22 protein-coding genes, 1 tRNA gene and 1 pseudogene are annotated in these 19,815 nt (G+C 36.6%); 14 read left to right on the top strand and 10 right to left on the bottom strand.

All coding sequences use genetic code 11. The annotated features are described in order from the left end of the window. Positions 1 to 29 precede the first annotated feature (29 nt). Positions 30 to 518 (top strand): GNAT family N-acetyltransferase, encoded by a 489-nt coding sequence (locus tag MKX31_RS04525; RefSeq protein WP_098101831.1) that lies wholly within the window; start codon positions 30 to 32, stop codon positions 516 to 518. Between the two features lie 295 nt (positions 519 to 813). Further along, positions 814 to 1,224, top strand: a complete 411-nt coding sequence (locus MKX31_RS04530; protein WP_000996806.1) for a DUF3908 family protein — start codon at positions 814 to 816, stop codon at positions 1,222 to 1,224. A 30-nt stretch (positions 1,225 to 1,254) separates the two neighbouring features. On the opposite strand, the gene MKX31_RS04535 is transcribed toward MKX31_RS04530, so the two are convergent. From MKX31_RS04535 to odhA, 5 genes are all read right to left on the bottom strand, one after another. Next, on the bottom strand, positions 1,255 to 2,796 hold the full coding sequence (locus MKX31_RS04535; RefSeq protein WP_088048342.1) for a SagB family peptide dehydrogenase: 1,542 nt from the start codon (positions 2,794 to 2,796) through the stop codon (positions 1,255 to 1,257). Between the two features lie 16 nt (positions 2,797 to 2,812). Further along, positions 2,813 to 4,762: a TOMM precursor leader peptide-binding protein gene (locus tag MKX31_RS04540; RefSeq protein WP_098101835.1), complete on the bottom strand. Its 1,950-nt coding sequence runs from the start codon at positions 4,760 to 4,762 to the stop codon at positions 2,813 to 2,815. Next, on the bottom strand, positions 4,759 to 6,678 hold the full coding sequence (locus MKX31_RS04545) for a putative thiazole-containing bacteriocin maturation protein (protein WP_098101837.1): 1,920 nt from the start codon (positions 6,676 to 6,678) through the stop codon (positions 4,759 to 4,761). The genes MKX31_RS04540 and MKX31_RS04545 overlap by 4 nt, the downstream gene beginning before the upstream one ends. Before the next feature lie 125 nt (positions 6,679 to 6,803). Further along, positions 6,804 to 8,063 (bottom strand): 2-oxoglutarate dehydrogenase complex dihydrolipoyllysine-residue succinyltransferase, encoded by a 1,260-nt coding sequence (gene odhB / locus MKX31_RS04550; protein ID WP_088048345.1) that lies wholly within the window; start codon positions 8,061 to 8,063, stop codon positions 6,804 to 6,806. 132 nt (positions 8,064 to 8,195) lie between these two features. After that, complete coding sequence (odhA, locus tag MKX31_RS04555; RefSeq protein WP_098101839.1) at positions 8,196 to 11,063, bottom strand: 2-oxoglutarate dehydrogenase E1 component; 2,868 nt, start codon at positions 11,061 to 11,063, stop codon at positions 8,196 to 8,198. Between the two features lie 823 nt (positions 11,064 to 11,886). Here odhA and MKX31_RS04560 point away from each other — a divergent pair. From MKX31_RS04560 to MKX31_RS04595, 8 genes and pseudogenes are all read left to right on the top strand, one after another. Then, positions 11,887 to 12,096: a helix-turn-helix transcriptional regulator gene (locus tag MKX31_RS04560; RefSeq protein WP_098101841.1), complete on the top strand. Its 210-nt coding sequence runs from the start codon at positions 11,887 to 11,889 to the stop codon at positions 12,094 to 12,096. A gap of 2 nt (positions 12,097 to 12,098) precedes the next feature. Further along, positions 12,099 to 12,476 (top strand): permease, encoded by a 378-nt coding sequence (locus MKX31_RS04565; protein ID WP_088048347.1) that lies wholly within the window; start codon positions 12,099 to 12,101, stop codon positions 12,474 to 12,476. 28 nt (positions 12,477 to 12,504) lie between these two features. Beyond that, positions 12,505 to 12,687 carry a DUF3976 domain-containing protein gene (locus tag MKX31_RS04570; RefSeq protein WP_064476764.1) on the top strand — a complete coding sequence of 61 codons (183 nt, stop codon included), beginning with the start codon at positions 12,505 to 12,507 and terminating at the stop codon, positions 12,685 to 12,687. 125 nt (positions 12,688 to 12,812) lie between these two features. Further along, positions 12,813 to 13,031: pseudogene (locus MKX31_RS04575) on the top strand (hypothetical protein); the annotation flags it as partial. Positions 13,032 to 13,173: 142 nt separating this feature from the next. Next, a complete protein-coding gene (locus MKX31_RS04580; RefSeq protein ID WP_340980162.1) occupies positions 13,174 to 13,389 on the top strand; it encodes a hypothetical protein in 216 nt (71 codons plus the stop codon). Positions 13,390 to 13,402: 13 nt separating this feature from the next. Beyond that, positions 13,403 to 13,600: a hypothetical protein gene (locus MKX31_RS04585; protein WP_064476761.1), complete on the top strand. Its 198-nt coding sequence runs from the start codon at positions 13,403 to 13,405 to the stop codon at positions 13,598 to 13,600. Next, positions 13,601 to 13,846: a DUF4176 domain-containing protein gene (locus tag MKX31_RS04590; RefSeq protein WP_064476760.1), complete on the top strand. Its 246-nt coding sequence runs from the start codon at positions 13,601 to 13,603 to the stop codon at positions 13,844 to 13,846. Between the two features lie 39 nt (positions 13,847 to 13,885). Next, positions 13,886 to 14,074 (top strand): hypothetical protein, encoded by a 189-nt coding sequence (locus tag MKX31_RS04595; RefSeq protein ID WP_064476759.1) that lies wholly within the window; start codon positions 13,886 to 13,888, stop codon positions 14,072 to 14,074. 437 nt (positions 14,075 to 14,511) lie between these two features. Here MKX31_RS04595 and MKX31_RS04600 read toward each other — a convergent pair. Continuing rightward, positions 14,512 to 14,584, bottom strand: a tRNA-Val gene (locus MKX31_RS04600). Positions 14,585 to 14,773: 189 nt separating this feature from the next. Continuing rightward, positions 14,774 to 14,998, bottom strand: coding sequence for a hypothetical protein (locus tag MKX31_RS04605; protein ID WP_063260295.1), 225 nt, complete (start codon positions 14,996 to 14,998; stop codon positions 14,774 to 14,776). Positions 14,999 to 15,434: 436 nt separating this feature from the next. Between MKX31_RS04605 and MKX31_RS04610 the strand changes: the two genes are divergently transcribed. The 4 genes from MKX31_RS04610 to MKX31_RS04625 all read left to right on the top strand — a co-directional run bounded on the left by MKX31_RS04610 (position 15,435) and on the right by MKX31_RS04625 (position 18,516). After that, positions 15,435 to 15,662 (top strand): hypothetical protein, encoded by a 228-nt coding sequence (locus MKX31_RS04610; RefSeq protein WP_000251865.1) that lies wholly within the window; start codon positions 15,435 to 15,437, stop codon positions 15,660 to 15,662. A gap of 154 nt (positions 15,663 to 15,816) precedes the next feature. Further along, positions 15,817 to 17,103: a D-alanyl-D-alanine carboxypeptidase family protein gene (locus tag MKX31_RS04615; protein WP_088048348.1), complete on the top strand. Its 1,287-nt coding sequence runs from the start codon at positions 15,817 to 15,819 to the stop codon at positions 17,101 to 17,103. 193 nt (positions 17,104 to 17,296) lie between these two features. Then, positions 17,297 to 17,866, top strand: a complete 570-nt coding sequence (sipW, locus tag MKX31_RS04620) for a signal peptidase I SipW (protein ID WP_064476757.1) — start codon at positions 17,297 to 17,299, stop codon at positions 17,864 to 17,866. A 62-nt stretch (positions 17,867 to 17,928) separates the two neighbouring features. Beyond that, positions 17,929 to 18,516: a CalY family protein gene (locus MKX31_RS04625; RefSeq protein WP_064476756.1), complete on the top strand. Its 588-nt coding sequence runs from the start codon at positions 17,929 to 17,931 to the stop codon at positions 18,514 to 18,516. A gap of 71 nt (positions 18,517 to 18,587) precedes the next feature. Here the strand turns inward: MKX31_RS04625 and MKX31_RS04630 are convergent, their stop codons facing one another. Genes MKX31_RS04630 through MKX31_RS04640 form a run of 3 tightly spaced genes read right to left on the bottom strand, consistent with a single transcriptional unit; the run spans position 18,588 to position 19,754 of the window. Next, positions 18,588 to 19,109, bottom strand: coding sequence for an IS3 family transposase (locus MKX31_RS04630; RefSeq protein WP_222660721.1), 522 nt, complete (start codon positions 19,107 to 19,109; stop codon positions 18,588 to 18,590). Next, the gene (locus MKX31_RS04635) at positions 19,084 to 19,449 is read right to left on the bottom strand and encodes an IS3 family transposase (RefSeq protein WP_098101846.1); all 366 of its coding nucleotides are present in this window, start codon (positions 19,447 to 19,449) and stop codon (positions 19,084 to 19,086) included. The genes MKX31_RS04630 and MKX31_RS04635 overlap by 26 nt, the downstream gene beginning before the upstream one ends. Before the next feature lie 8 nt (positions 19,450 to 19,457). Continuing rightward, on the bottom strand, positions 19,458 to 19,754 hold the full coding sequence (locus tag MKX31_RS04640) for a transposase (RefSeq protein ID WP_340980169.1): 297 nt from the start codon (positions 19,752 to 19,754) through the stop codon (positions 19,458 to 19,460). Between the last annotated feature and the right edge of the window lie 61 nt (positions 19,755 to 19,815).

Consider the following 19,815-nt stretch of genomic DNA (forward strand, 5'->3'; position numbering starts at 1 on the left):
GTTACATATAGGGAAGGGGATTATTAAAAATGTTTGTAGCACTTCAAACCGTTCAAGAATCTGAAAAAGAAATATTACGTAATTTGTACGCACTATATCTTCATGATCTCTCTACATTCACTCCTAATATAAAGATTGGGGCAAATGGATTTTTTGAATATGAAGATTTGCACATGTTTTGGGAAAATGACGGAATCACTCCGTATTTTATTAAAAGTGATAATGAGATTGTAGGATTTTTATTACTACTGGAACGTCCTTTTTTGAAGAAGGAAAACGACTTTGGTATAAATGACATTTTCATATTGAATCAGTACAAGGGGAAAGGAATCGGTAAACAAGTTATTGCGAATGTACTAAAAGAGAAACGAGGGCAGTATTTCGTTATCGAACTTCTAAAAAATGTACCAGCAGTGTCGTTTTGGAAGAAAGTATATAAAGAACTGAACATTGAATTTGATGAGAGAGAGCAGTTAATTGATGATGAAGAATGCCTCGTTCACACGTTTAAAATTTAATGAAATTGGTGTTCCTTTTATATTACTTTGAAATTTAACTTTATCCCGCTATTTGCGGACAGTAAGACCCCCACCTCAAAATCCAGCGAAAGCAAAGAAGTTAGGTGGGCGATCAACTGCCCGTAAAAGCCCGATTGGTTCAACTAATAATCAGTGGGGATGAAGACCCCTATTGATTAAAGTTTCACTTTATTTTGAATATACCGTTCACCCTTGAAAACATAGTACTTATCGCTTATATTTTCATATAGTATTTATTTTTTAATAAAGCATTGAACGAACCAGGGGGCGCAGTATGGCAATTAATATGAAAACAATCGAAGAATGGATTGTTGAATCAAATACAAGACATGAAGAAGACTTTGGACATGTTGTGGAAGAAATGAAAGAAGTATGTGTCGGACTTGATAACGCGACATTAATTTATACGAAAAATGTATTTTGTTTCGGTAAAAAAGTAGAAGTATTTTTCTTCTTCCAAGACCATGTCGTGATCGGACAAGAAAAAGACGAATATATTGAGATTGAAAAATTAAAGTATGATGCCATTACAAATAGTAATTTAAAAACAAATGACAAAAATACAACGTTAGAATTAAAGTTTGCTAACGGACAATCTATTAATTTAGATAGTTTAAATGATAACTACGGTACGAAAAATTGGTTATTTGCTAGACAAATTAAGAGTATTTTTAAATTAATCTAGTAAAAAAGCACGCCGTCCACCGGCGTGCTTCTAATTACGCAAATCCCCTTTTAACCAATTCCGCGCTCGATACGCCCCAACAGGAATTTGAATAAGAGACGTTTCATTTCCAGTATCTATCCCGTATAACTGATCACATGAATTTGTATCAAAACTTAGTAATGGATGACCGCCCATCCCCATCGCGGTTGCGGCGAAAACGAGTTTATGGACGAGTATGCCAGCTTCCATTTGGTGAATACGGTACCCTCTATAGCCTAATGCACGTGTATAGTAATCTTTCTTTCCGACTACATGTAGGCAAAGCGGTACTTGAAAAAGATTCACGTTATCCATCGTCATACTAGATTGAAGGGGATAACGAAGGTCTCCATATCGAAGTGGTTGTATGGAATGCGTTTTACTGTTATAAGCGTAAGCACCGTTTTCTATATTTTTTACGTTATAAAAACATCCATATAAGGAGACGCGCGCATTTTCATTTACATACTGACCATCAAGGTCGTTGTAATAAGGGAAGGAGAGGCTCGCTTCTTGTAGTAAAGTAGCGAGCTCGGCTGCATCCCATTTCGTGAAAGTAAAGTCAGCATCAGGGGAATACCGTTCTTTACAAAGTTGTAAGAAATCATACGATAACCGTTCTACTTGCGGCAACTGTACAGCGTGCGCATGATGTTGATAGTGCTCTTCATGATGTAGTGTGTGGAAGTGTGCTGTCGATTCGATCATAGAAGCTTCATTTATTTTGGTTATCATAGGATGTTTATCTACTTGCTTTGATCGAACGAAATGTTCGTGTGCTAACGGCGGAATTTGTTGCAACAACTCATGAGAAGTAACTGTTTTATTTTCATGGTAATCATTGTGAAACCAACCAGTTTGCGGTTCTGTACTTAAAGGAACAACAGCATACACGCTTTCTTCGCCTTCTGGCAGTCCGAGTAAATGATTGATTGCGCGGTCTAAAAACTGAAAATATACGCCATTTGTGTAGCCAAATTGTTTGGCACATGCAAGTAATTGTCCGATGAGAACACCGCTATCTAAGCCTTGAAGCCGGTACGAAAAATTATTGTATTTAAAGAAGTTTTTCCAAAACATAGTGGATACGAATGCAGCGCCAAAACAAGACTGTATGTTACAACGGTTGCCAAGTGCTTCCGAAAGATAAGAATCGAAATTTCCTTCACGAAGTAAAACAAGCCGGTGATGCGCGGCATCGTAATGGTAAATGCCGTCTGGATAATCGTCAATCTTTAAATATATATACAATTCATTCGGATATAAAGCACCACCTGAAGGGATAGATCTTCGGAATAAAATTTTTTCGCTATTTAGCTGACATAACTGAGTTAAACCGAATGAGTACCCAAGGTAATGACCAATCTTCTTTAAAGTAGGTGTAGTAGAAGAGTTAGGTAAAGATAATGAAATTTCTAAAGAGAGAGGGATGACAGGTACATTTCGATATAATTTATAAGGAAGTGGTGCATCTGCCCAGTCCACTTCATGATTCGGCATAATTTCATCGATAGAAAAATGGAGATGATGTAAAAAAGTATCCAGCTGCATAGAATCCCCTCCTTTACTATGGAAACGGATGCGGATGTGGATTTAATTGTGCATTCGTTAAAGGCTCAGCGCTATATCCAAGTGTCATCGGTACAGTATACACTCTATCTAGTCCTGTAACCCGAGTGAGATGGTGACCGAACGTCATCGGGAGCATGCCTGGAATAATGACTTTTACACAATGTAATCCGTTTTTTTCTATAAGAGGTACTGTTTGATCTACAACGATTACTTCAAGTCCAGATTGCTGCAGACGGTTTAAAAGTTGATGAAGATCGGATGTTAAATCTATATTAACTGATTGTAATGCATTCATTTCTTGGAACGATTGCACAGGGGCATCGTCACGTAAAAGGAAGTGAAGCCGTTCTTCTGCTTCTTGCAATCCGTACAGCATACTATGGTCTTCCATTTTATTAACGAGATAAGGATCGTGTAAGCAGTTTTCGTAGTGCTCTCTTTTTTGTTCGAGTTCATCGTCTGCTATTAGTAACATGCCAGCTATTTCATGGATGGCACTCTTTAAAGCACGGACAGGATCTAAATGAGAGCCTCCCGCACAAACAACGTTCATTCCATTTTCACGCGTATTTTTCGCAATTACCCATAAGCTTGGGATACCGTGTTCCATCGTTGCGTTAAAAGCATGTAACTCATACCCAGTAATCGTGTACAGTCGCTGAATCATTAATTGTAATTCCGTATCATTTGCTGAACTAAGATCAAGGCGGGGGAGAGGTAATTCGGCATACCAAGTGAGCAAAAAGGCGTCACGCTCTACAATTTCTAAAATGCCGTGAAAAATTGCTTCTTCTAAACTACCACCAATTGCACATCCATTTGATGTTTCATACACGAAAGCATCTCGATGACCGAGACTATAATAAGCAATTGATTCAGGAACTAAAAGTGGTCGGTTTTGTAATAAAGAATAGCCCCATACCCAGTTTTGTTCATAGTCAGGATCAAACGGTTTAAACGGAAAACTATTACGATTATAATGTTCATTTGTATGTACACCGAGTAAGAGGGGATTAAGTGCATGATCCTCTAACTCATGAAAACTGCCGTGTACATTTGTCTTTTTTCCTCGAGGTGACATACCACAATATCGTTCTAAACCTTCTAAAATAGCAGTCGCTTCACTTATTGCAAATGAATGAGTTCGGCCTGCAACACCTTCATTTCCAAACATTAATGGCATGTTTATAATAACGTCAGCAAATGGTAATAAAGAGTGCTGCATTTTTCCGTTTAACATACCGACGCGATAATCTAAATAATCTCTCGTTAAAAATGTGTTTAGTTCATGAATGGAACGACAGCGATATGCTGCTTCGCTTGCTTTTAAGCTCGGTTGTAACGAAATCGCTGCTGCATCCGCCGTATCATCAGGCAAATTGCTACATACAGGGCAGAGCGGATCGGGAAGAAAAGAATGCCGTGTACATTGCAGTGTTTGTAAGTTTAGTAAAATGAGTTCATTTTCTAAAGAAGAATGGCTATGATTTAATATTTTCTCTGTTTCTGCACGAATAAGATGGCACATTTGTAACATACCATTTTGGGTGGCACGTACATCACGCCTTGTTACATTATCTGCCTTTAACGTATATTTCCGCTGTAGTTCCCACATTTCTTGTTGATCAAAGCCGGCGATAAAGCGGCGTCCATCAGAGCAGTTGGAACAGCCAGTTGCAAGAGGATGAATGTAAGGACCGATAATACCTTCACCAAATGAAGTGAATGCACGTAGCCATGGAATATGATTTGACCGAAACATTAGCTCGGCATCATGATGAATAGTAGAAGGAGAGCCATCATGTAATACGAGAGCGAGATGAATATTTTCAGGGAGTTCTTCTGTAAGGCTATGTTGGCGAATGATAGAATATTGTTTGCATAGTTGATCATGTGCATAGTTTGCAAGTAAGCCATCTCCTATAAGCAATATATTTTGAGTCATAGACTGTCCTCCTTTGCAATTAATACACCGTACACACCATCTAAGTTTTCTTTCAAAAATGATTCAATGGCTAAATCAAACACGAATGGATAAAAATTATGTTCTTCTAAATGTTGCAAGGCAAGCCGCACAGATTGCACACCTGGAACTTCTTCTTCCGCTTGTATTTCCACTCTAAAAGAATCCGTGTCATATAAAATAATAGAGGATTCAGGCAAGATATTAGCTCTGTAAGGAGTCTCTTCATTTTGAATATGAAGAAGTGATAGTTGTAGTGCGTTTCGTAAGGCTAACGTCATATTAATATTAGATGCACCGTACCATCGATCATTTATACCGACCCAAACGACAGGGAAGCTGAGAATCTCTTCGCTTACTGCTATTTTAGGTGTTTCATGAATTGTAGAGAGAGCATCGTAATAAAATCTACAATGTTTATCATGAATTTCAGTTAAATCAATCGTCGTAATTTCTTCTAGCATATGTGACTGCCGCTCATACAATTTATTATTTAAATGTTGTTGTAGCGCCCGGTATACACCTTCTGTCATCGTTTCTCCAGCGCCAATACCGATATCATTATGTTCAGGAATAAGGCGGTGCATAATTTCCGCTACATATGTTTCAATTCCTGCTAAACCAGCTTCTCGGCGCGCTTCATTATGAGTTAAACCACCACAAGTCATAAGAGGCAGGAGGGAAGCAGGGCCATCTGATAGTGGAGTAGCTACTTGAATATGGCATTGTGATAACGGTAATTGATATGAATCTTGTTCATCCCATACATGGAATAAACCAGCTTCTTTAGAAGTTAATGAGTCGAAAAAGCGGAATAAATCAGTTGAGGTATGTTGGTTGGAACGCTGCTCAAGTTGTTCAGAAAGGTTTTCTATCGTATCAATTGTAAAACTTTCATCAGTTGCGAGAGGATGTTTTATAAAAGGATGCCATGCTCCTTCGAGTGTTTCGTAATTTAATAAAAAGAATTGTGGTTCTTTTTCCCGGTAAGAATCATCAGCGACATGTTTAAGTAATTCAAATACGATTATATTTGCTAACATTGCAGATGGAAGTGGTGAAAATGATGCTGATGAATGTTCATTTTGTAAAGTCGTTTCATGTAGCCGATGCCATGCGGATTCCCAGCATTCTTCACGATTAGCTATTACGATAGGGCCGGCTATACCAAGTGCTGATAAACAGACGGCAGGTATGAAGTTCTTTCCTACTTCTCTACAAATCGTGTGAACTGCTCTTAGGCCTTCAATATCTCCATTTTGAGAAACATACAAAATCCAGTCGAAAGGCTCGAACACTTCATGCAGGGGACGATCAATTGTCGTATCTATTTCCTGAACAAGGACATGATCATCAACTTCATGTGCAAGTTCTACTAGCTCATGAATGCGATCGTAATTTGTTTCCTCATAATCTGTAACAAGGTAATGAAAGGTAGGTAATCCTGATTCTAATAAAGAAGAAACTAAGGAAGTAAGCATATCTCCAGAACCAATTATAAGGACGTTTGCCGCGCGATACGTTTCGAATTTTAGAGCGCCTGAATGAGAATCAGCTTCTAAAAATTCAATTTGTGAAGCGTATCTATCAAGTAATGCGCTATTTAATGCATGAGGTGCATCTTGACTTACATCCCGAACGAAACCATTTTCATATAAAATCTCTCCAATTTCAAATACACGATTTTGATAGGGGAGAGGGAGACCATCGGTTATTTCTGCTAAAGAATAATTCCCGTTAAACATTGGCATTAATTTTTCAATCCAGTTGTAAATTCCATCACCGTCCATACGAAATGAACTGGCATTATTTCGAAAATAGACACCCCCGTTTGAGTCGGGAAGGAAAAAAGTATCCTTATTTGCTTTAAGTTTTGCATCAATTGGAAGGTTATTCATTTTAATCCTCCTTACGTTTTAGGCATACATTATTAGCTTATGTTATGAAATTTGTCCCGTATGAATGCAATAAAAAAAGGCTGTAGAATAATTCATTCTACAGCCTTTAATAGATTATTAATCTATCAACCTTCTAATAATAATGATTTTGGATCTTCAAGCATATCTTTAACAGCAACAAGGAAGCTAACTGCTTCTTTACCATCAACAATACGGTGATCGTAAGATAGTGCAAGGTACATCATCGGACGGTTTTCCATACGCTCGTTATCAATCGCAACTGGACGTACTTGGATTTTATGCATTCCTAGAATACCTACTTGTGGGCTATTTAGGATTGGTGTTGACATTAGAGAACCGAATACACCACCGTTTGTAATTGTGAATGTACCACCTTGTAACTCTTTTAATGAAAGTTTGTTATCGCGTGCTTTCATACCTAAATTACGAATCTCGCTTTCAATTTCAGCGAAGTTCAATTGGTTAGCATCGCGTACAACTGGAACAACTAATCCATCTGGAGCTGCTACTGCAATACCGATATCATAGAATTTTTTTATGATAAGCTCGTCGCCTTGAATTTCAGCATTTAATAATGGGAATTGTTTTAATGCTGCAACAACTGCTTTTGTGAAGAATGACATGAAACCAAGACGTACATCATGTTTTTTCTCGAAAGCATCTTTACGCTCTTTACGTAATTCCATGATTGCAGTCATATCAACTTCGTTAAATGTTGTTAACATTGCAGATGTTTGTTGAACTTCTACAAGGCGTTTTGCAATTGTTTGACGGCGGCGGGACATTTTCACGCGCTCAACTGGTTTTTCGAATTCCGTTTTTGCAACTGGAGCAGGAGCTGGACTTTTTGGAGCAGCTGGTGCTTCTTTTGGTGCGGCAGCATGAGCTTGTACATCGTGTGGTCTCACACGTCCAAGTGGATCTGTGCTACGTACATCGTTTAAGTCGATACCTAATTCACGAGCCATTTTTCTAGCAGCTGGTGATGCGATAGGACGGTTCGTATTCGGTAAACCTTGTAAAGTTGTAGTTTGCTCAGCATTTGGTGCCGCAGCTTTCGGTGCTTCAGTTGTTTCTTGTTTTGGCTGTTCAGCAGCCGGTGCAGGTGTACTTACTGCAACTGGTGCTCCGTTTGCATCTAAAATTGCGATAGTTGCACCAACTTCAACTGTATCCCCAGGTTCGCCTAGTAACTTCGATACAATACCTGAATCTTCTGCAATGATTTCTACATTGACTTTATCAGTTTCAAGCTCAACAACGCTGCCACCTTTCTCAACTTTGTCGCCTACGTTGATAAGCCATTGTGAGATAGTTCCTTCAGTAATAGATTCTGCAAGCTCAGGTACTTTAATTTCGATCATTTTAAATGTCCTCCCCTTATTTGCCTAACGGTGTGTTTTTTCTTCTTTTGTCTTCGGTAATCTCCATTTGTTAGCTTGCCCCCGGGCAGAATATCTGTCCGGGGGACAAGCTAGAAACCTTCATTGTTACTTTCAGTTGCTGAAAACTTCAATTTCTTGTTTATCTTGACGGAAGTTATATTTCACATCTAAAGCGTGTGCAACAATTAGTTCTTGCTCAGCTTTGTGAGCGAATGGATCGCCACCAGATGGGCTAGAGCGATCTGGGCGTCCAATATAACCTGTTTTCACTTTATCTCCAGCAAGTTCGAACAGAATTGGAGCCATGTAATGCCATGCGCCCATATTACGAGGTTCTTCTTGAACCCAAATAATTTCTTCTAAGTTTTTAAAGCGTTTAATAATAGATTGAACTTTCTCAGCGGGGAATGGGTAAAGCTGTTCAATACGAACGACATGAACTTCATCTAAGTTATACTCATGTTTACCAGACTCAATTTCTGCTGCTAAGTCAATCGCCATTTTACCTGTGCTTAAAACAAGACGTTTTACTTTAGTTGGTTTTGTACCAAGGTTTTCTTGTTCTAGAGCAGGTTGGAAACGTCCTTCGCTTAACTGACTAGCAGTTGAAAGCGTAAGTGGGTGACGTAATAAACTCTTTGGCGTCATCAATACTAATGGTCGAACAGCTTCTGTTCCTAAGATAGATGCTTGACGACGTAAAATATGGAAGTATTGTGCCGCGCTCGTTAAGTTTGCAACTGTCCAGTTATTCTCAGCAGCTAACTGTAAGAATCGCTCTGGACGTGCACTAGAATGCTCTGGTCCTTGACCTTCATAACCGTGCGGTAATAGAAGAACTAAACCAGATTTTTGACCCCATTTTGCTCTTCCTGCTGAAACATATTGATCAAATAATGCTTGCGCAGTATTTGAGAAGTCACCATATTGCGCTTCCCACATAACAAGAGTTTCTGGAGCGAATACGTTATAACCATACTCGTAACCAACAACAGCAGCTTCTGATAACGGACTATTATGAACAGAGAAGGATGCATTAATGTTTGGTAAGCGATGTAATGGTGAATATGTTTCATTTGTATCAGTATCGTGTAATACGATATGACGGTGCGCGAATGTACCACGCTGTGAATCTTGACCAGTTAAACGAATTGGCGTACCTTCTTGTAAAATAGAAGCGAATGCTAATGACTCAGCAAGTGCCCATTCAATTTTACCGTTCTCTTCAAGAGCATCTTTACGGCGCTCAAGAATTTTCTTCACTTTCGGATATACGTTAAAGCCTTCTGGCCAAGATAGTAGACCTTCATTAATTGCACGAAGTGAGTCAATCTCAACACCAGTATCAATTGGCTGAATGCCTTTTGCAACAACATCTGGCACTTTAACGTGAATTGTTGCAGCGCTCGTATCAGCTGGCGGTACTTGTGCATAGTCAGATTTTAATTGCTCTTGTATAAACTGAGTCATTGTTTCAACCTCATCTGCATTTAGAACACCGGCAGCTTGTAATTGATCTGCATAAATCGCTCTTACAGTTGGGTGATTTTTAATCTTTTTGTACACTTGTGGTTGCGTAACTGCTGGGTCATCCATTTCGTTATGACCGTAGCGGCGGTAACCAATTAAATCGATTAAGAAGTCTTTTTTGAACAATGTACGATATTGAATCGCAAGGTTAGCAGCAGCAAGACAAGCTTCTGGATCATCAGCGTTCACGTGAACAATCGGAATATCGAAACCTTTTGCAAGGTCACTTGAATATTTCGTAGAACGAGAATCATAGCTATCAGTTGTAAAACCAACTGCATTGTTTGCGATAACATGAATTGTTCCGCCTGTTTGGTACGCGTTCAATCTGCTTAAGTTCAACGTTTCAGATACAATACCTTGACCAGGGAATGCAGCATCACCATGAACTAAAATTACGAATGATTTTGAAGTATCTTGTTCTGGAAGACCAGATTTTTTACGATTCTCTTGAGCCGCACGTGCAAAACCTTCTACAACAGGGTTAACGAACTCAAGGTGACTTGGGTTATTTGCTAATGTAACGCGAGTGCTAACTTCTTCGTTACTAACGACTTGTTCTCTACCTAAATGGTATTTCACGTCGCCAGTCCAGCCAGAATTTGCCACTGCGCCTTCTATTTTTGCATGTTTGAACTCAGCAAACATGTGACTATATGGTTTTTCTAATACGTGTGCAAGTACGCTTAGACGACCGCGGTGAGCCATACCAATCATGACATCTTCTACGCCGCCCTTTGCACCTTCTAGAACAATTTCATCTAGAACAGGTACAAGCATATCAACGCCCTCGATAGAGAAACGCTTTTGCCCAACGAATGTTTTATGCAAGAATTGCTCGAAACCTTCAACAGCTGTTAAACGTTTTAAAAGAGCAGTTCGTTTTTTATTTGGTAGTGGTTGACGCAATGAATTTGATTCCACCATTTGATGCAACCACGCGCGTTCTTCACTATCTTGTATATGAGAAAATTCATAAGCTAAAGATTTTGTATAAACGTCTTTTAATCTATGAATTACATCAAGTGCAGTGTGAATACCTTCTGGTGCATCTTGCCATACTGTTTTTGCTGGAATCGCTTTCAAGTCAGCATCGCTCAGTTCGTTCATTGCTTTCTCAAGAAGAGATTGTCCATTAGCAACATCTTCCATCGGATTGATGTGAGCCAACGTATGCCCGAATGAACGAATCTGTTCAACAAGCTGAACGACTTTAAGAATTTTTTCAATGTTCCCTGTGTTTTGAGGAGAAAAATTTGTTGCTGTGTTGTCCCCTGTTACGACATTATCTTGAAACGAAGGAGCTCCAAAAATTTCAAAAAGCTCTTGTAATTCCGGATCAACAGAACCTGCTCCAGTTACGTAAAGATCATACTGCTCAATAACATAACCAAGGTTCGGACCATGGAACTTGGCCCAAGGGTTTGTCGTTGTATTCTTCCTCGTCATTTGTTTAAACCTCCCAATGCATATAATCCTTTTTCCATACAAAAGGTGCATTTTGCTCTTTTCAATAATTGATGAACCAATAATCAATGTAAATGTTTTCTTTACTCTTATGTTATTACAATAATTTACATAATACCAAACACTATTACTTATCTGTTTTGTAAAAAAACATTCACAATAACTTATCACCCAAGTTAATCTTTCATGTTATAAAGTAATTTTACAGAAAAATGGGGTGGATATATTTGGTATACCTACACGAATAACTAAAATTGTTGCATGTAAATATAAGTATAATAATTGGAATGTTTCGATAAAAATGAGTTCGAATTATGTATATTGAAATAATAAGCGCTTTCATTGATATTATACAACAATATAACGGAATATAGTATAAAAAATAAAAAATTATGAATTTATCGTAAACTTTATTTAGATAGTGTTAAATATTGAAAGGAAAGTGAAGGATTTCTACAAAAAAAGTTGCTAAACATAAAAAATGCTTCATAAACAGTTAGTTTCTATAAATATGACGAAAAACACCGTAAAACCAATAACGCATTTCGTGGAATAAAGAGATGAATGAAATATTTTAAAAGGATAAAACAAATAGGGAGATATTAAATTTTAAAAATAGAGAGGAGGAGATATAGTAAAGGTTCATTACAGTGTTCCATATTTCATTTTAAAATAGACGTGCTGAAAATGAAAAAGTTTCTTCTATATAAATAGAGTGAAACAAACTGAAATGCATGTAAAGGAAACTTGACGTAAAGCTTACTTTACATATATACTCGAGATAAGGGAGGAGGGAGAAATTTCCTTGGAAAATAAAATGGTCGAATACCGAAAAAAATTTGGACTATCTCAAGAAAAATTGGCTGAGAAACTTGGAGTTTCCAGACAAACCATCATTTCAATTGAAAAGGGAAAATACGATCCATCACTTCCGTTAGCATTTGAAATAGCAAAAAAATTTCAGACAACGATAGAACATGTATTTATTTATGAAGGAAAAGAAGAGGGGGAATAGGGATGAATTATTCACAAAAGTACTTTTTAATTATGGGAATTATTTTCTGTATTATGAGTGGAACCATGATATTAGCGGGCATAATGACGCATTCCGCACCACCGGCTCCAACGTATACAGTACTTGCGATGATGATTATGTGTTTCTGCTTAAGTTACTTACATCCGCAATTTAAAGAAAAAGATGAGCGAATGAAACTCATTCGTTATAAAGGAATGTTCTTCAGCTTTTTTGCGCTAACGGCATATTACCTTCTTTTCTCTTTCGGTTTAAATCTACACGTAATTACACTATCTGCGGTTGAACTATTAAACATACTAATGGCACTTACGATGAGTACAGTTTTTATCTCATTTGTTGTTTTATCGAAAAGATATTAAGATGGAAGAGAGAAAGGAAGATTAATATATGCAAATGATGTATGCTTTTGGCATTGGGATTGTATTATTTTTAGCCGTATTCTTATTTATTCGGAAAGACGTTCAAGGTGGGACGTTAACGAAACGAGGCTTTTATAAAATGATCGGCTGTTTAGTTGTTATGTTTATAGCGATTATCGTAATGATCGTTTTAATAAATCAGTCACTATAGAATGAACCTTACTTGAGTAAGGTTTTTCTTTTTGATATAAAATCCGAAAATTCCCACTATATCCATTTACTACATATAATGGGTATTATATAATTTAATAAAATGATAGGTAGGGAGCATAGTATATGAATAAAAAAACTATCTTCTTTTTATTAACATGCCTACTACTTATAGCTAGTATTACTTATATAATATGTAACAAACGAGAACAAGTGCCACCGATGTTAGTATGGAAGGATCAAGAATACTATGTTACGAATGAACCTGTCAAAGCAGAAGAAGTCGGGCAAAGGCTCGGAGAAGTAACGAAGAAAATCGAAACGAGTAAAAAAACTACTAAAAATAGAAGGCGCTGTTGCAGAAGAGACGATAGCCTATAAATATAATTCTTCTAAAGGTTTTGGGGAGGAATTAACTCTTACTAGCAAACAAGGAGTAGCTTCTTATGTACAGGGGATTGAGGGATTTTCTTTTAAAAGTGAAAGCATGATAGCTTTACAAGTATACGAAGCGGAAATTACGAAGATTAAGATCCCTGATTATATCCCTGTATTAGGTGACTATGATATAGATGTTAAAGGTGAAATCATACTGGGTGGATATGGTTATAAAATCCGTGCAGGTGAAGAACCAGGATTTTCCGCAACAGCACCTAATGGTTATGGTGGAGGATTCTCATTTAAATTTAAGAAGGAAGAGTGAGGATGGGGTTAAAATGCGTAGAGTCACACAAGTAGTAATATGTATTGCAGCGGTACTATTAATTATACTAGCTATGATAAATGGAGAAACGTGGAAAGATAAAATTGTTATTTCGCTGGCTGTTCTTATATTTACTGGATTTTCTCTAGTGTGGAACTCATTTGTTATAAATCTTATGGAAAAAGTCAATAAAAAAAGGGGGAATAAATAAATGAAACTTTTACCGATTGGAACAGTTGTGAAGCTAGAAGATATAGAACAATTTGTGATGATTATTGGAAGAATGGTTATTTCAGCGGATAATCGTGAGTTCAATTATATAGGTGTTCCTTATCCAGTTGGCTATTTGGGTGAGGAAAAAGTATTATGCTTTAATCACGATAAGATTGTGGAAGAAATGAGAGGGTATATGACTGAGAGTGAATTGGCTCTACGTGAGAAATTAGTAGAATTGTAAAAAGAAACGTAAATCTTAAAGATATGATAGGAGAAAAAAATGGGGAAGGTAATGAGAATTATTGTAATTATTGGTATCCTTATTCCTCCAGCGTTAATGTGGAGTGCACCTGACATTCCTCTAAATGTTAAACTTCTGTTTACAGGTTTACAACTAACTGTAGGATTCATCGCAGTAGTAGTGTTAGAGGTAATATTTAGAAATCGAAAAAAGAAGAGGGCAAAATAGATATAAACTGTATAGAATGGCAGATAAGAATATTGGTGGTTAATCTTCTCAATAAAAGAAGCTAACAGAAGCAGGGAGAAATCCTTGCTTTATTTTTTGTATAGAATTACTAAGTAGAGTATCGTTAAATTAGGATATCTGAGGGGGATTACTGTAGGTGAAACTGGGAATCTGAGTTAAATAAACAGTAGTCTTAAGAGTTATCTCACTGATTTCAAAGAGTGTAAAAACTATAATTTTAATTACTATACAAACTTAAGTAGCATTTTCTTGTCAGTCCTTTCTCGGTTTTATAGAAACAAAAAAGAGGACTACCCCTGAGCCAGCTGATTTGCTGACTAGAAGTAGTCCTCTGTTAACTTGTGGTGTCTGATGGAGACCCCCACAGTTTTAGCTTTTGAGAATATCCTCTCAAGCCCTGATACTATTAGGTTTTATGACCCCGGAGAGGCTCGAACTCACGACCTCCACCCTGTCAAGGTGGCGCTCTCCCTGCTGAGCTACGGGATCTTCAAAAATGCGTATGTACCAGCAACTTTAATCTTTATGCTAAAGTAATTATATATAATTGACTGAAATTTTACAATATTTTTATATTAAACTTTTGAAGGGAAAGTAGTTGGAATGGTGCTAGTCGTGTATTAAGGAATATATAAGTAGAGAATGTAATGAAAAGTCGATTCGAATAAAGTGGTTATATTATTTTTTTCGATACCAATCTAAAGGACCTTCATCACTTAAATCAACAAGAAAAGGGAATAAGAAGTGTAAAGGTAAGCTAATAAGTTCTGGCATAGCGTTCAATGTTTTCTTTGATAGATACTGCCTTCCGAAACAATACGGACAATCTTTTTCAAATGTCACGAGTATTGACCATACATCTTTTATTGTCCACTTCGTTTTACAATACGTACAACGCGCCATAGAGTTCCTCCTCATGTTAAGTTTTCTACCATTATATTCCATTCTATTGTACGAAAGTCATTTGTATTTGGTGTGATAAAAGGTAAGTTGTTTTATTTTTATGTGAATTTATTTAGTCATTTATGATCATTTACATATCGTTTGATATTTTTGCAGGATGATAGGTTTTTGGATTCAATATGCAAACTGGCCAATATATCCTTTTTACAATTTACTTAAAATCATGTATAACAGAGATACAAGATTATTTTACCCCGCATTAACGGGCAGTAAGATCCCTGCTCAAAATTCAGCGAAAGCGAAGAAGTTAGGTGGGAGATTAACTGCCCGTAAAAGCCCGATTGGTTCAACTAATAATCCGTGGGAGATGAAGAAAACCCCCACGGATTAAAGTTTCACTTTATAAATATTCAAGAGTAGAGGGAGAATTATTGTAATGGTAAGGAAAACGTTCAAGATGCGTGTATCTAGAAATAGAACGATTTCGATTAATGGATCAATTCTTGATGTGGATGTTACACATGATGAGTTTTTACAAGAGTTTGTTGAGTGGGTCGATTCTAAAGGTTGGTCATTTATGGGGATGACAGATGAGATTACACCTGAGGAAGCTAGTCAAAATTTAATAGATTCATTAATTGATGAGAAGGATAAGAAAGAATAATTCTTTCTTATTTTTTATTGTATATTTATGTTCTTTATCGTAAAAGTATGATATAGTAAAAAACAGTGAATATTCTTCCAATTTAATACAAATTACGTATGGATTGGTAGATTCAGTTTTTAGACTGTGAGAGTATAGGAAAAGGGAGAGTCATATGGTAAATTTTAAGAAAATTTTGGCTTTTATTACCGTTATTTGTTTATTTTTTTTGACACCTATGACGTTACGTGCTGAGACGAATATTGGAGTGAATCCGGAGCAAGTGGCACCACCACCTAAGGAAGGGCCAAATGTTTTTAGTCAGTTTGCAACTACGATTGATGCGAAAACTGGAGATGTTTTGTATGATAAAAACGCACATCATCGTGCATTTCCCGCTAGTATGACGAAAGTATTAACGGCGATTTTACTTATGGAGCATACGAAGCCAGAGGATCAATTTACGTTTTCACAATTAGCATTAGATCAAGAGAAGAGTAATTATCAAATTGAATTTCAACCTGGTGAGACGATTAATAGAAATACTGCGCTTATGATTTTAATGGTACTGAGTGCAAATGATGTGTCGCATGCGATTGCGGAGCGTATTGGGGGAAGTGTTGAGAATTTCGCTCATCTGATGAATGAGAAAGCGAAGCAATTAGGTGCTACAGATAGTCACTTTGTAACGCCAAATGGATTGCATGATCCGAACCATTATACAACGCCATTTGATATGGCTATGATTACGAGAGGCGTACAAAAGTATCCTGAAATTTTGCAAGCAATGAATACGAAAAGAACGACAGTTACGACATCTAGACAGACGGTTTCTATTTTTAACAAGTCTACTTATTTTGAAAACCCATATAGCATTGGTGGAAAGACGGGTTTTACAAATGAAGCGCGCAATACGCTCGTTTTATTAAATGAGAAGGATGGAAATCGTATTATAAATGTAGTGATGGCTTCTCAAAGACCTGAAATTTATGAAGATTTGAAGCAGATGGCGGACTATTCTTTCGGTCAATTTGTGAAGCAAACTGTACTAGATAAACATAGTTGGCACCAAAAGACAACGTATTTAAATAAAAATATTGATAGCGAACTTGAAAAAAGTGCAGAACTTATGCTTAAGAAAGATGAAGGGAAAAACGTGAGGACGATTTTCCGTACAGCTTCATTAGATAAAGATTCTTTGTATCATAAAGGAATTCATCGTGGTGAGGTAGTTGGTGCAGTTGATATTACGAAAAACAATCAAACAATTGCGACGATAAATGTTCTTTCCAAAGAAGATGTTACTTTTGCGATGCCTAAAAAAGATACGGCTACGCCTGAAGTAAACGAATCAAATGTGAAAATAATAAGCATTGGGATAGGTGCCGCTCTATTATTTGGAGCTATTTTATTTGTAGTGCTACGCCGAAATACAACAGGAATGAAATCAGAAGAAAAATAAATTACTAGTTAAAAGGCTGTGAAGAGACTTTGTCACAGTCTTTTTTTATATATTAAAAATAACTAATAATTGTAAATTTTCTTATTGCATTTCCGTTTTGTTCGTTATATTATTTACTTATGTTCTTGTTAAAGAACGATAGTGAATATTGCATACTTCAAATAATATAAAACAACGGAGAGGGAGAGAGACGATGAAATTAATTTGGAAGGTGATTAGCAACGTTATCTCATTCGTTTTATTTGCGTTGATGGTTTGTTTAGCTTTTATAGTTATTTCTTCAAAAGCGAGTGGTGGTGATCCAACAGTGCTGGGATATCAATTTAAGAGCGTACTTTCAGGATCAATGGAACCAACATTTTTAACAGGATCAATCATTGCAATAGAGCCGACGAAAGATGGTTCTAAATATCAAAAAGGTGATGTTATTACTTTTAAAGAGAAAGATGAAAAAATTATCACCCACCGTATTATCGGTGTGAAAGATATAAATGGAAAAGTAATGTATGAAACAAAAGGGGATAACAACAACGGACCAGACTTAGAACCGGTGCTTGCGGACAATGTTATTGGTAAATATGCGGATATAACAGTACCTTATGCAGGGTATGCATTAAATTATGCGAATTCAAAAGCGGGAGCGGCATTGCTTCTTATTATTCCAGGAGTCTTTTTGCTAGGGTATTCCGCGATTTCTATTTTTAGCGCTATTCGTAGCATTGACGGAGAAAAGAAAGAGAAAAAAGTAGAACAATCCGTCTAGTTATTTTGGTTATACTTTCCGTTTAGGAAGTTGACAAATATATAGATTAAGGGGATATGGACATGACTTTAAAGAAAAAATTAGGGATGGGTATTGCATCAGCAGTATTAGGAGCAGCATTAGTTGGCGGAGGAACATTTGCATTCTTTAGCGATAAAGAAGTATCAAACAATACATTTGCGGCTGGTACGCTTGATTTAGCATTAAATCCATCAACAGTTGTTAATGTATCGAATTTAAAACCTGGTGATACAGTTGAAAAAGAATTTAAATTAGAAAATAAAGGTACATTAGATATTAAAAAAGTTCTATTAAAAACAGACTATAGTGTAGAAGATACGAAGAAAGATAATAAAGATGATTTTGGTAAACATATTAAAGTAACATTCTTAAAAAATGTAGATAAGCATGAGACGATTGTGAAACAAACTACATTAGATAAATTGAAGGGTGATACACTTACAGCAGTAGATAATGATTTAGCTGCTTGGTTCTGGGATGAAAAAGGTATTTCTGCAGGTAAATCTGATAAATTCAAAGTGAAATTTGAGTTCGTTGATAATAAAAAAGATCAAAATGAATTCCAAGGTGATAAACTACAATTAACTTGGACGTTTGATGCACAACAAGGCGATGCTGAAGCAAAATAATAAGGACAATAAAAAGAGACTATCAAAAGTGCAGTGACCCCTGTCAAGTAGACAGTATTAAAAAAGCGCAACTAAGCAACCTGAGTTCTATATTTATATGGACTCAGGTTATTTAATTTCTTTTGAAATCTTTGATGATTATAAAAGTACATATATTTACGCACGGCAAGTTTGACCTCATTCGCTTTACGGAAGGAGTGTAAATGAAAACACTCTGCCTTAAAGTGACTGAAGAAGTTTTCCATACAAGCATTATCCCAACAGTTGCCTCTTCGAGACATACTTGCCTTCATCTGATATTTTTTAAGTAATTGATTATATTGACGAGATGTATACTGGGACCCTTGATCACTATGTAAGAGGATTCCCTTTACATTTCGTTTTTTCTTTGCCTTTTTAAGTGTATCTAACACAAGTTTTAAGTCGTTTCTACGACTGGTTTCATAGGCAACAATTTCATTATTATATAAATCCTTAATAGCGGATAAGTACAAGCGCTGTCCATTGAAAATCAAATAGGTAATATCGGTTACCCATTTCTCATCCGGTTTTAAAGCTTGAAACTCCCTATTTAGATGGTTCTCTGAAATCACATAAGCTTCTTTTTTTCCTAATTACGGCTTTGATACCTAGTTCACTCATCAATCTTTGGATGCGCTTATGATTCAAATGAAGGTTATATGTGGCTTTCAGCCACACTTGTATTCTTCTATATCCATAAATTCCTCTTAATTTTTTATGACACTTCAATATCTTTTTCTTAATTTCGATATCCTCGGATTGTTTTATTGAAGGCGTCGTATGCCGTTTTATCCATTTGTAGTACCCACTTCTGGTTACACCAGCAATATTGCATAGAATGGTCACTGTATAACCTGTTTTTTTCATTTCATGGATAACTTCGAATTTTTTCGTTTTGGATACGACTTTCATTCCTCCTTTTACATCCCTAAGAGCTTTTTTAACATTTCATTTTCCGCTTCTAATCGTCGGATCTTAGCTTCAGAATCTTCGGGTCTAAGCCTTGGTCTACCTAAACCTGGTCCTTTCGCTTTACCGCGTTTTTCTTCTAGTCCTTTGATTCCTTCAGCTTCAAAGTATTTCACCCAACGACTTACAACCGAGTGATGAATACCTAATTCTTTCGCAATGGTTTTATAGCTCATGCCTTCTTTTAAGTATAAATCTATAGCTTTTTTCTTAAATTCTACATCGTAAGTGACACTAATTTTTCCCATAAAAAAATCCCCTCCATAGTAAACAGGTTAGTGTTCTTTCTTTTTCCTGTCTACTATAAGG

The organism is Bacillus sp. FSL M8-0063, assembly GCF_038005545.1.
GTDB classification, from domain to species: domain Bacteria; phylum Bacillota; class Bacilli; order Bacillales; family Bacillaceae_G; genus Bacillus_A; species Bacillus_A wiedmannii.

Bases quoted from the DNA above. Each gene is read 5' to 3' on its own strand.
- odhA (WP_098101839.1), bottom strand. From the start codon at position 11,063: ATGACGAGGAAGAATACAACGACAAACCCTTGGGCCAAGTTCCATGGT.
- MKX31_RS04535 (WP_088048342.1), bottom strand. From the start codon at position 2,796: ATGCAGCTGGATACTTTTTTACATCATCTCCATTTTTCTATCGATGAA.
- MKX31_RS04635 (WP_098101846.1), bottom strand. From the start codon at position 19,449: ATGAAAGTCGTATCCAAAACGAAAAAATTCGAAGTTATCCATGAAATG.
- MKX31_RS04540 (WP_098101835.1), bottom strand. From the start codon at position 4,762: ATGACTCAAAATATATTGCTTATAGGAGATGGCTTACTTGCAAACTAT.
- MKX31_RS04565 (WP_088048347.1), top strand. From the start codon at position 12,099: ATGAATTATTCACAAAAGTACTTTTTAATTATGGGAATTATTTTCTGT.
- MKX31_RS04640 (WP_340980169.1), bottom strand. From the start codon at position 19,754: ATGGGAAAAATTAGTGTCACTTACGATGTAGAATTTAAGAAAAAAGCT.
- MKX31_RS04610 (WP_000251865.1), top strand. From the start codon at position 15,435: ATGGTAAGGAAAACGTTCAAGATGCGTGTATCTAGAAATAGAACGATT.
- MKX31_RS04615 (WP_088048348.1), top strand. From the start codon at position 15,817: ATGGTAAATTTTAAGAAAATTTTGGCTTTTATTACCGTTATTTGTTTA.
- MKX31_RS04605 (WP_063260295.1), bottom strand. From the start codon at position 14,998: ATGGCGCGTTGTACGTATTGTAAAACGAAGTGGACAATAAAAGATGTA.
- MKX31_RS04570 (WP_064476764.1), top strand. From the start codon at position 12,505: ATGCAAATGATGTATGCTTTTGGCATTGGGATTGTATTATTTTTAGCC.
- odhB (WP_088048345.1), bottom strand. From the start codon at position 8,063: ATGATCGAAATTAAAGTACCTGAGCTTGCAGAATCTATTACTGAAGGA.
- MKX31_RS04530 (WP_000996806.1), top strand. From the start codon at position 814: ATGGCAATTAATATGAAAACAATCGAAGAATGGATTGTTGAATCAAAT.
- MKX31_RS04585 (WP_064476761.1), top strand. From the start codon at position 13,403: ATGCGTAGAGTCACACAAGTAGTAATATGTATTGCAGCGGTACTATTA.
- MKX31_RS04595 (WP_064476759.1), top strand. From the start codon at position 13,886: ATGGGGAAGGTAATGAGAATTATTGTAATTATTGGTATCCTTATTCCT.
- MKX31_RS04590 (WP_064476760.1), top strand. From the start codon at position 13,601: ATGAAACTTTTACCGATTGGAACAGTTGTGAAGCTAGAAGATATAGAA.
- MKX31_RS04525 (WP_098101831.1), top strand. From the start codon at position 30: ATGTTTGTAGCACTTCAAACCGTTCAAGAATCTGAAAAAGAAATATTA.
- MKX31_RS04625 (WP_064476756.1), top strand. From the start codon at position 17,929: ATGACTTTAAAGAAAAAATTAGGGATGGGTATTGCATCAGCAGTATTA.
- sipW (WP_064476757.1), top strand. From the start codon at position 17,297: ATGAAATTAATTTGGAAGGTGATTAGCAACGTTATCTCATTCGTTTTA.
- MKX31_RS04545 (WP_098101837.1), bottom strand. From the start codon at position 6,678: ATGAATAACCTTCCAATTGATGCAAAACTTAAAGCAAATAAGGATACT.
- MKX31_RS04580 (WP_340980162.1), top strand. From the start codon at position 13,174: ATGATAGCTTTACAAGTATACGAAGCGGAAATTACGAAGATTAAGATC.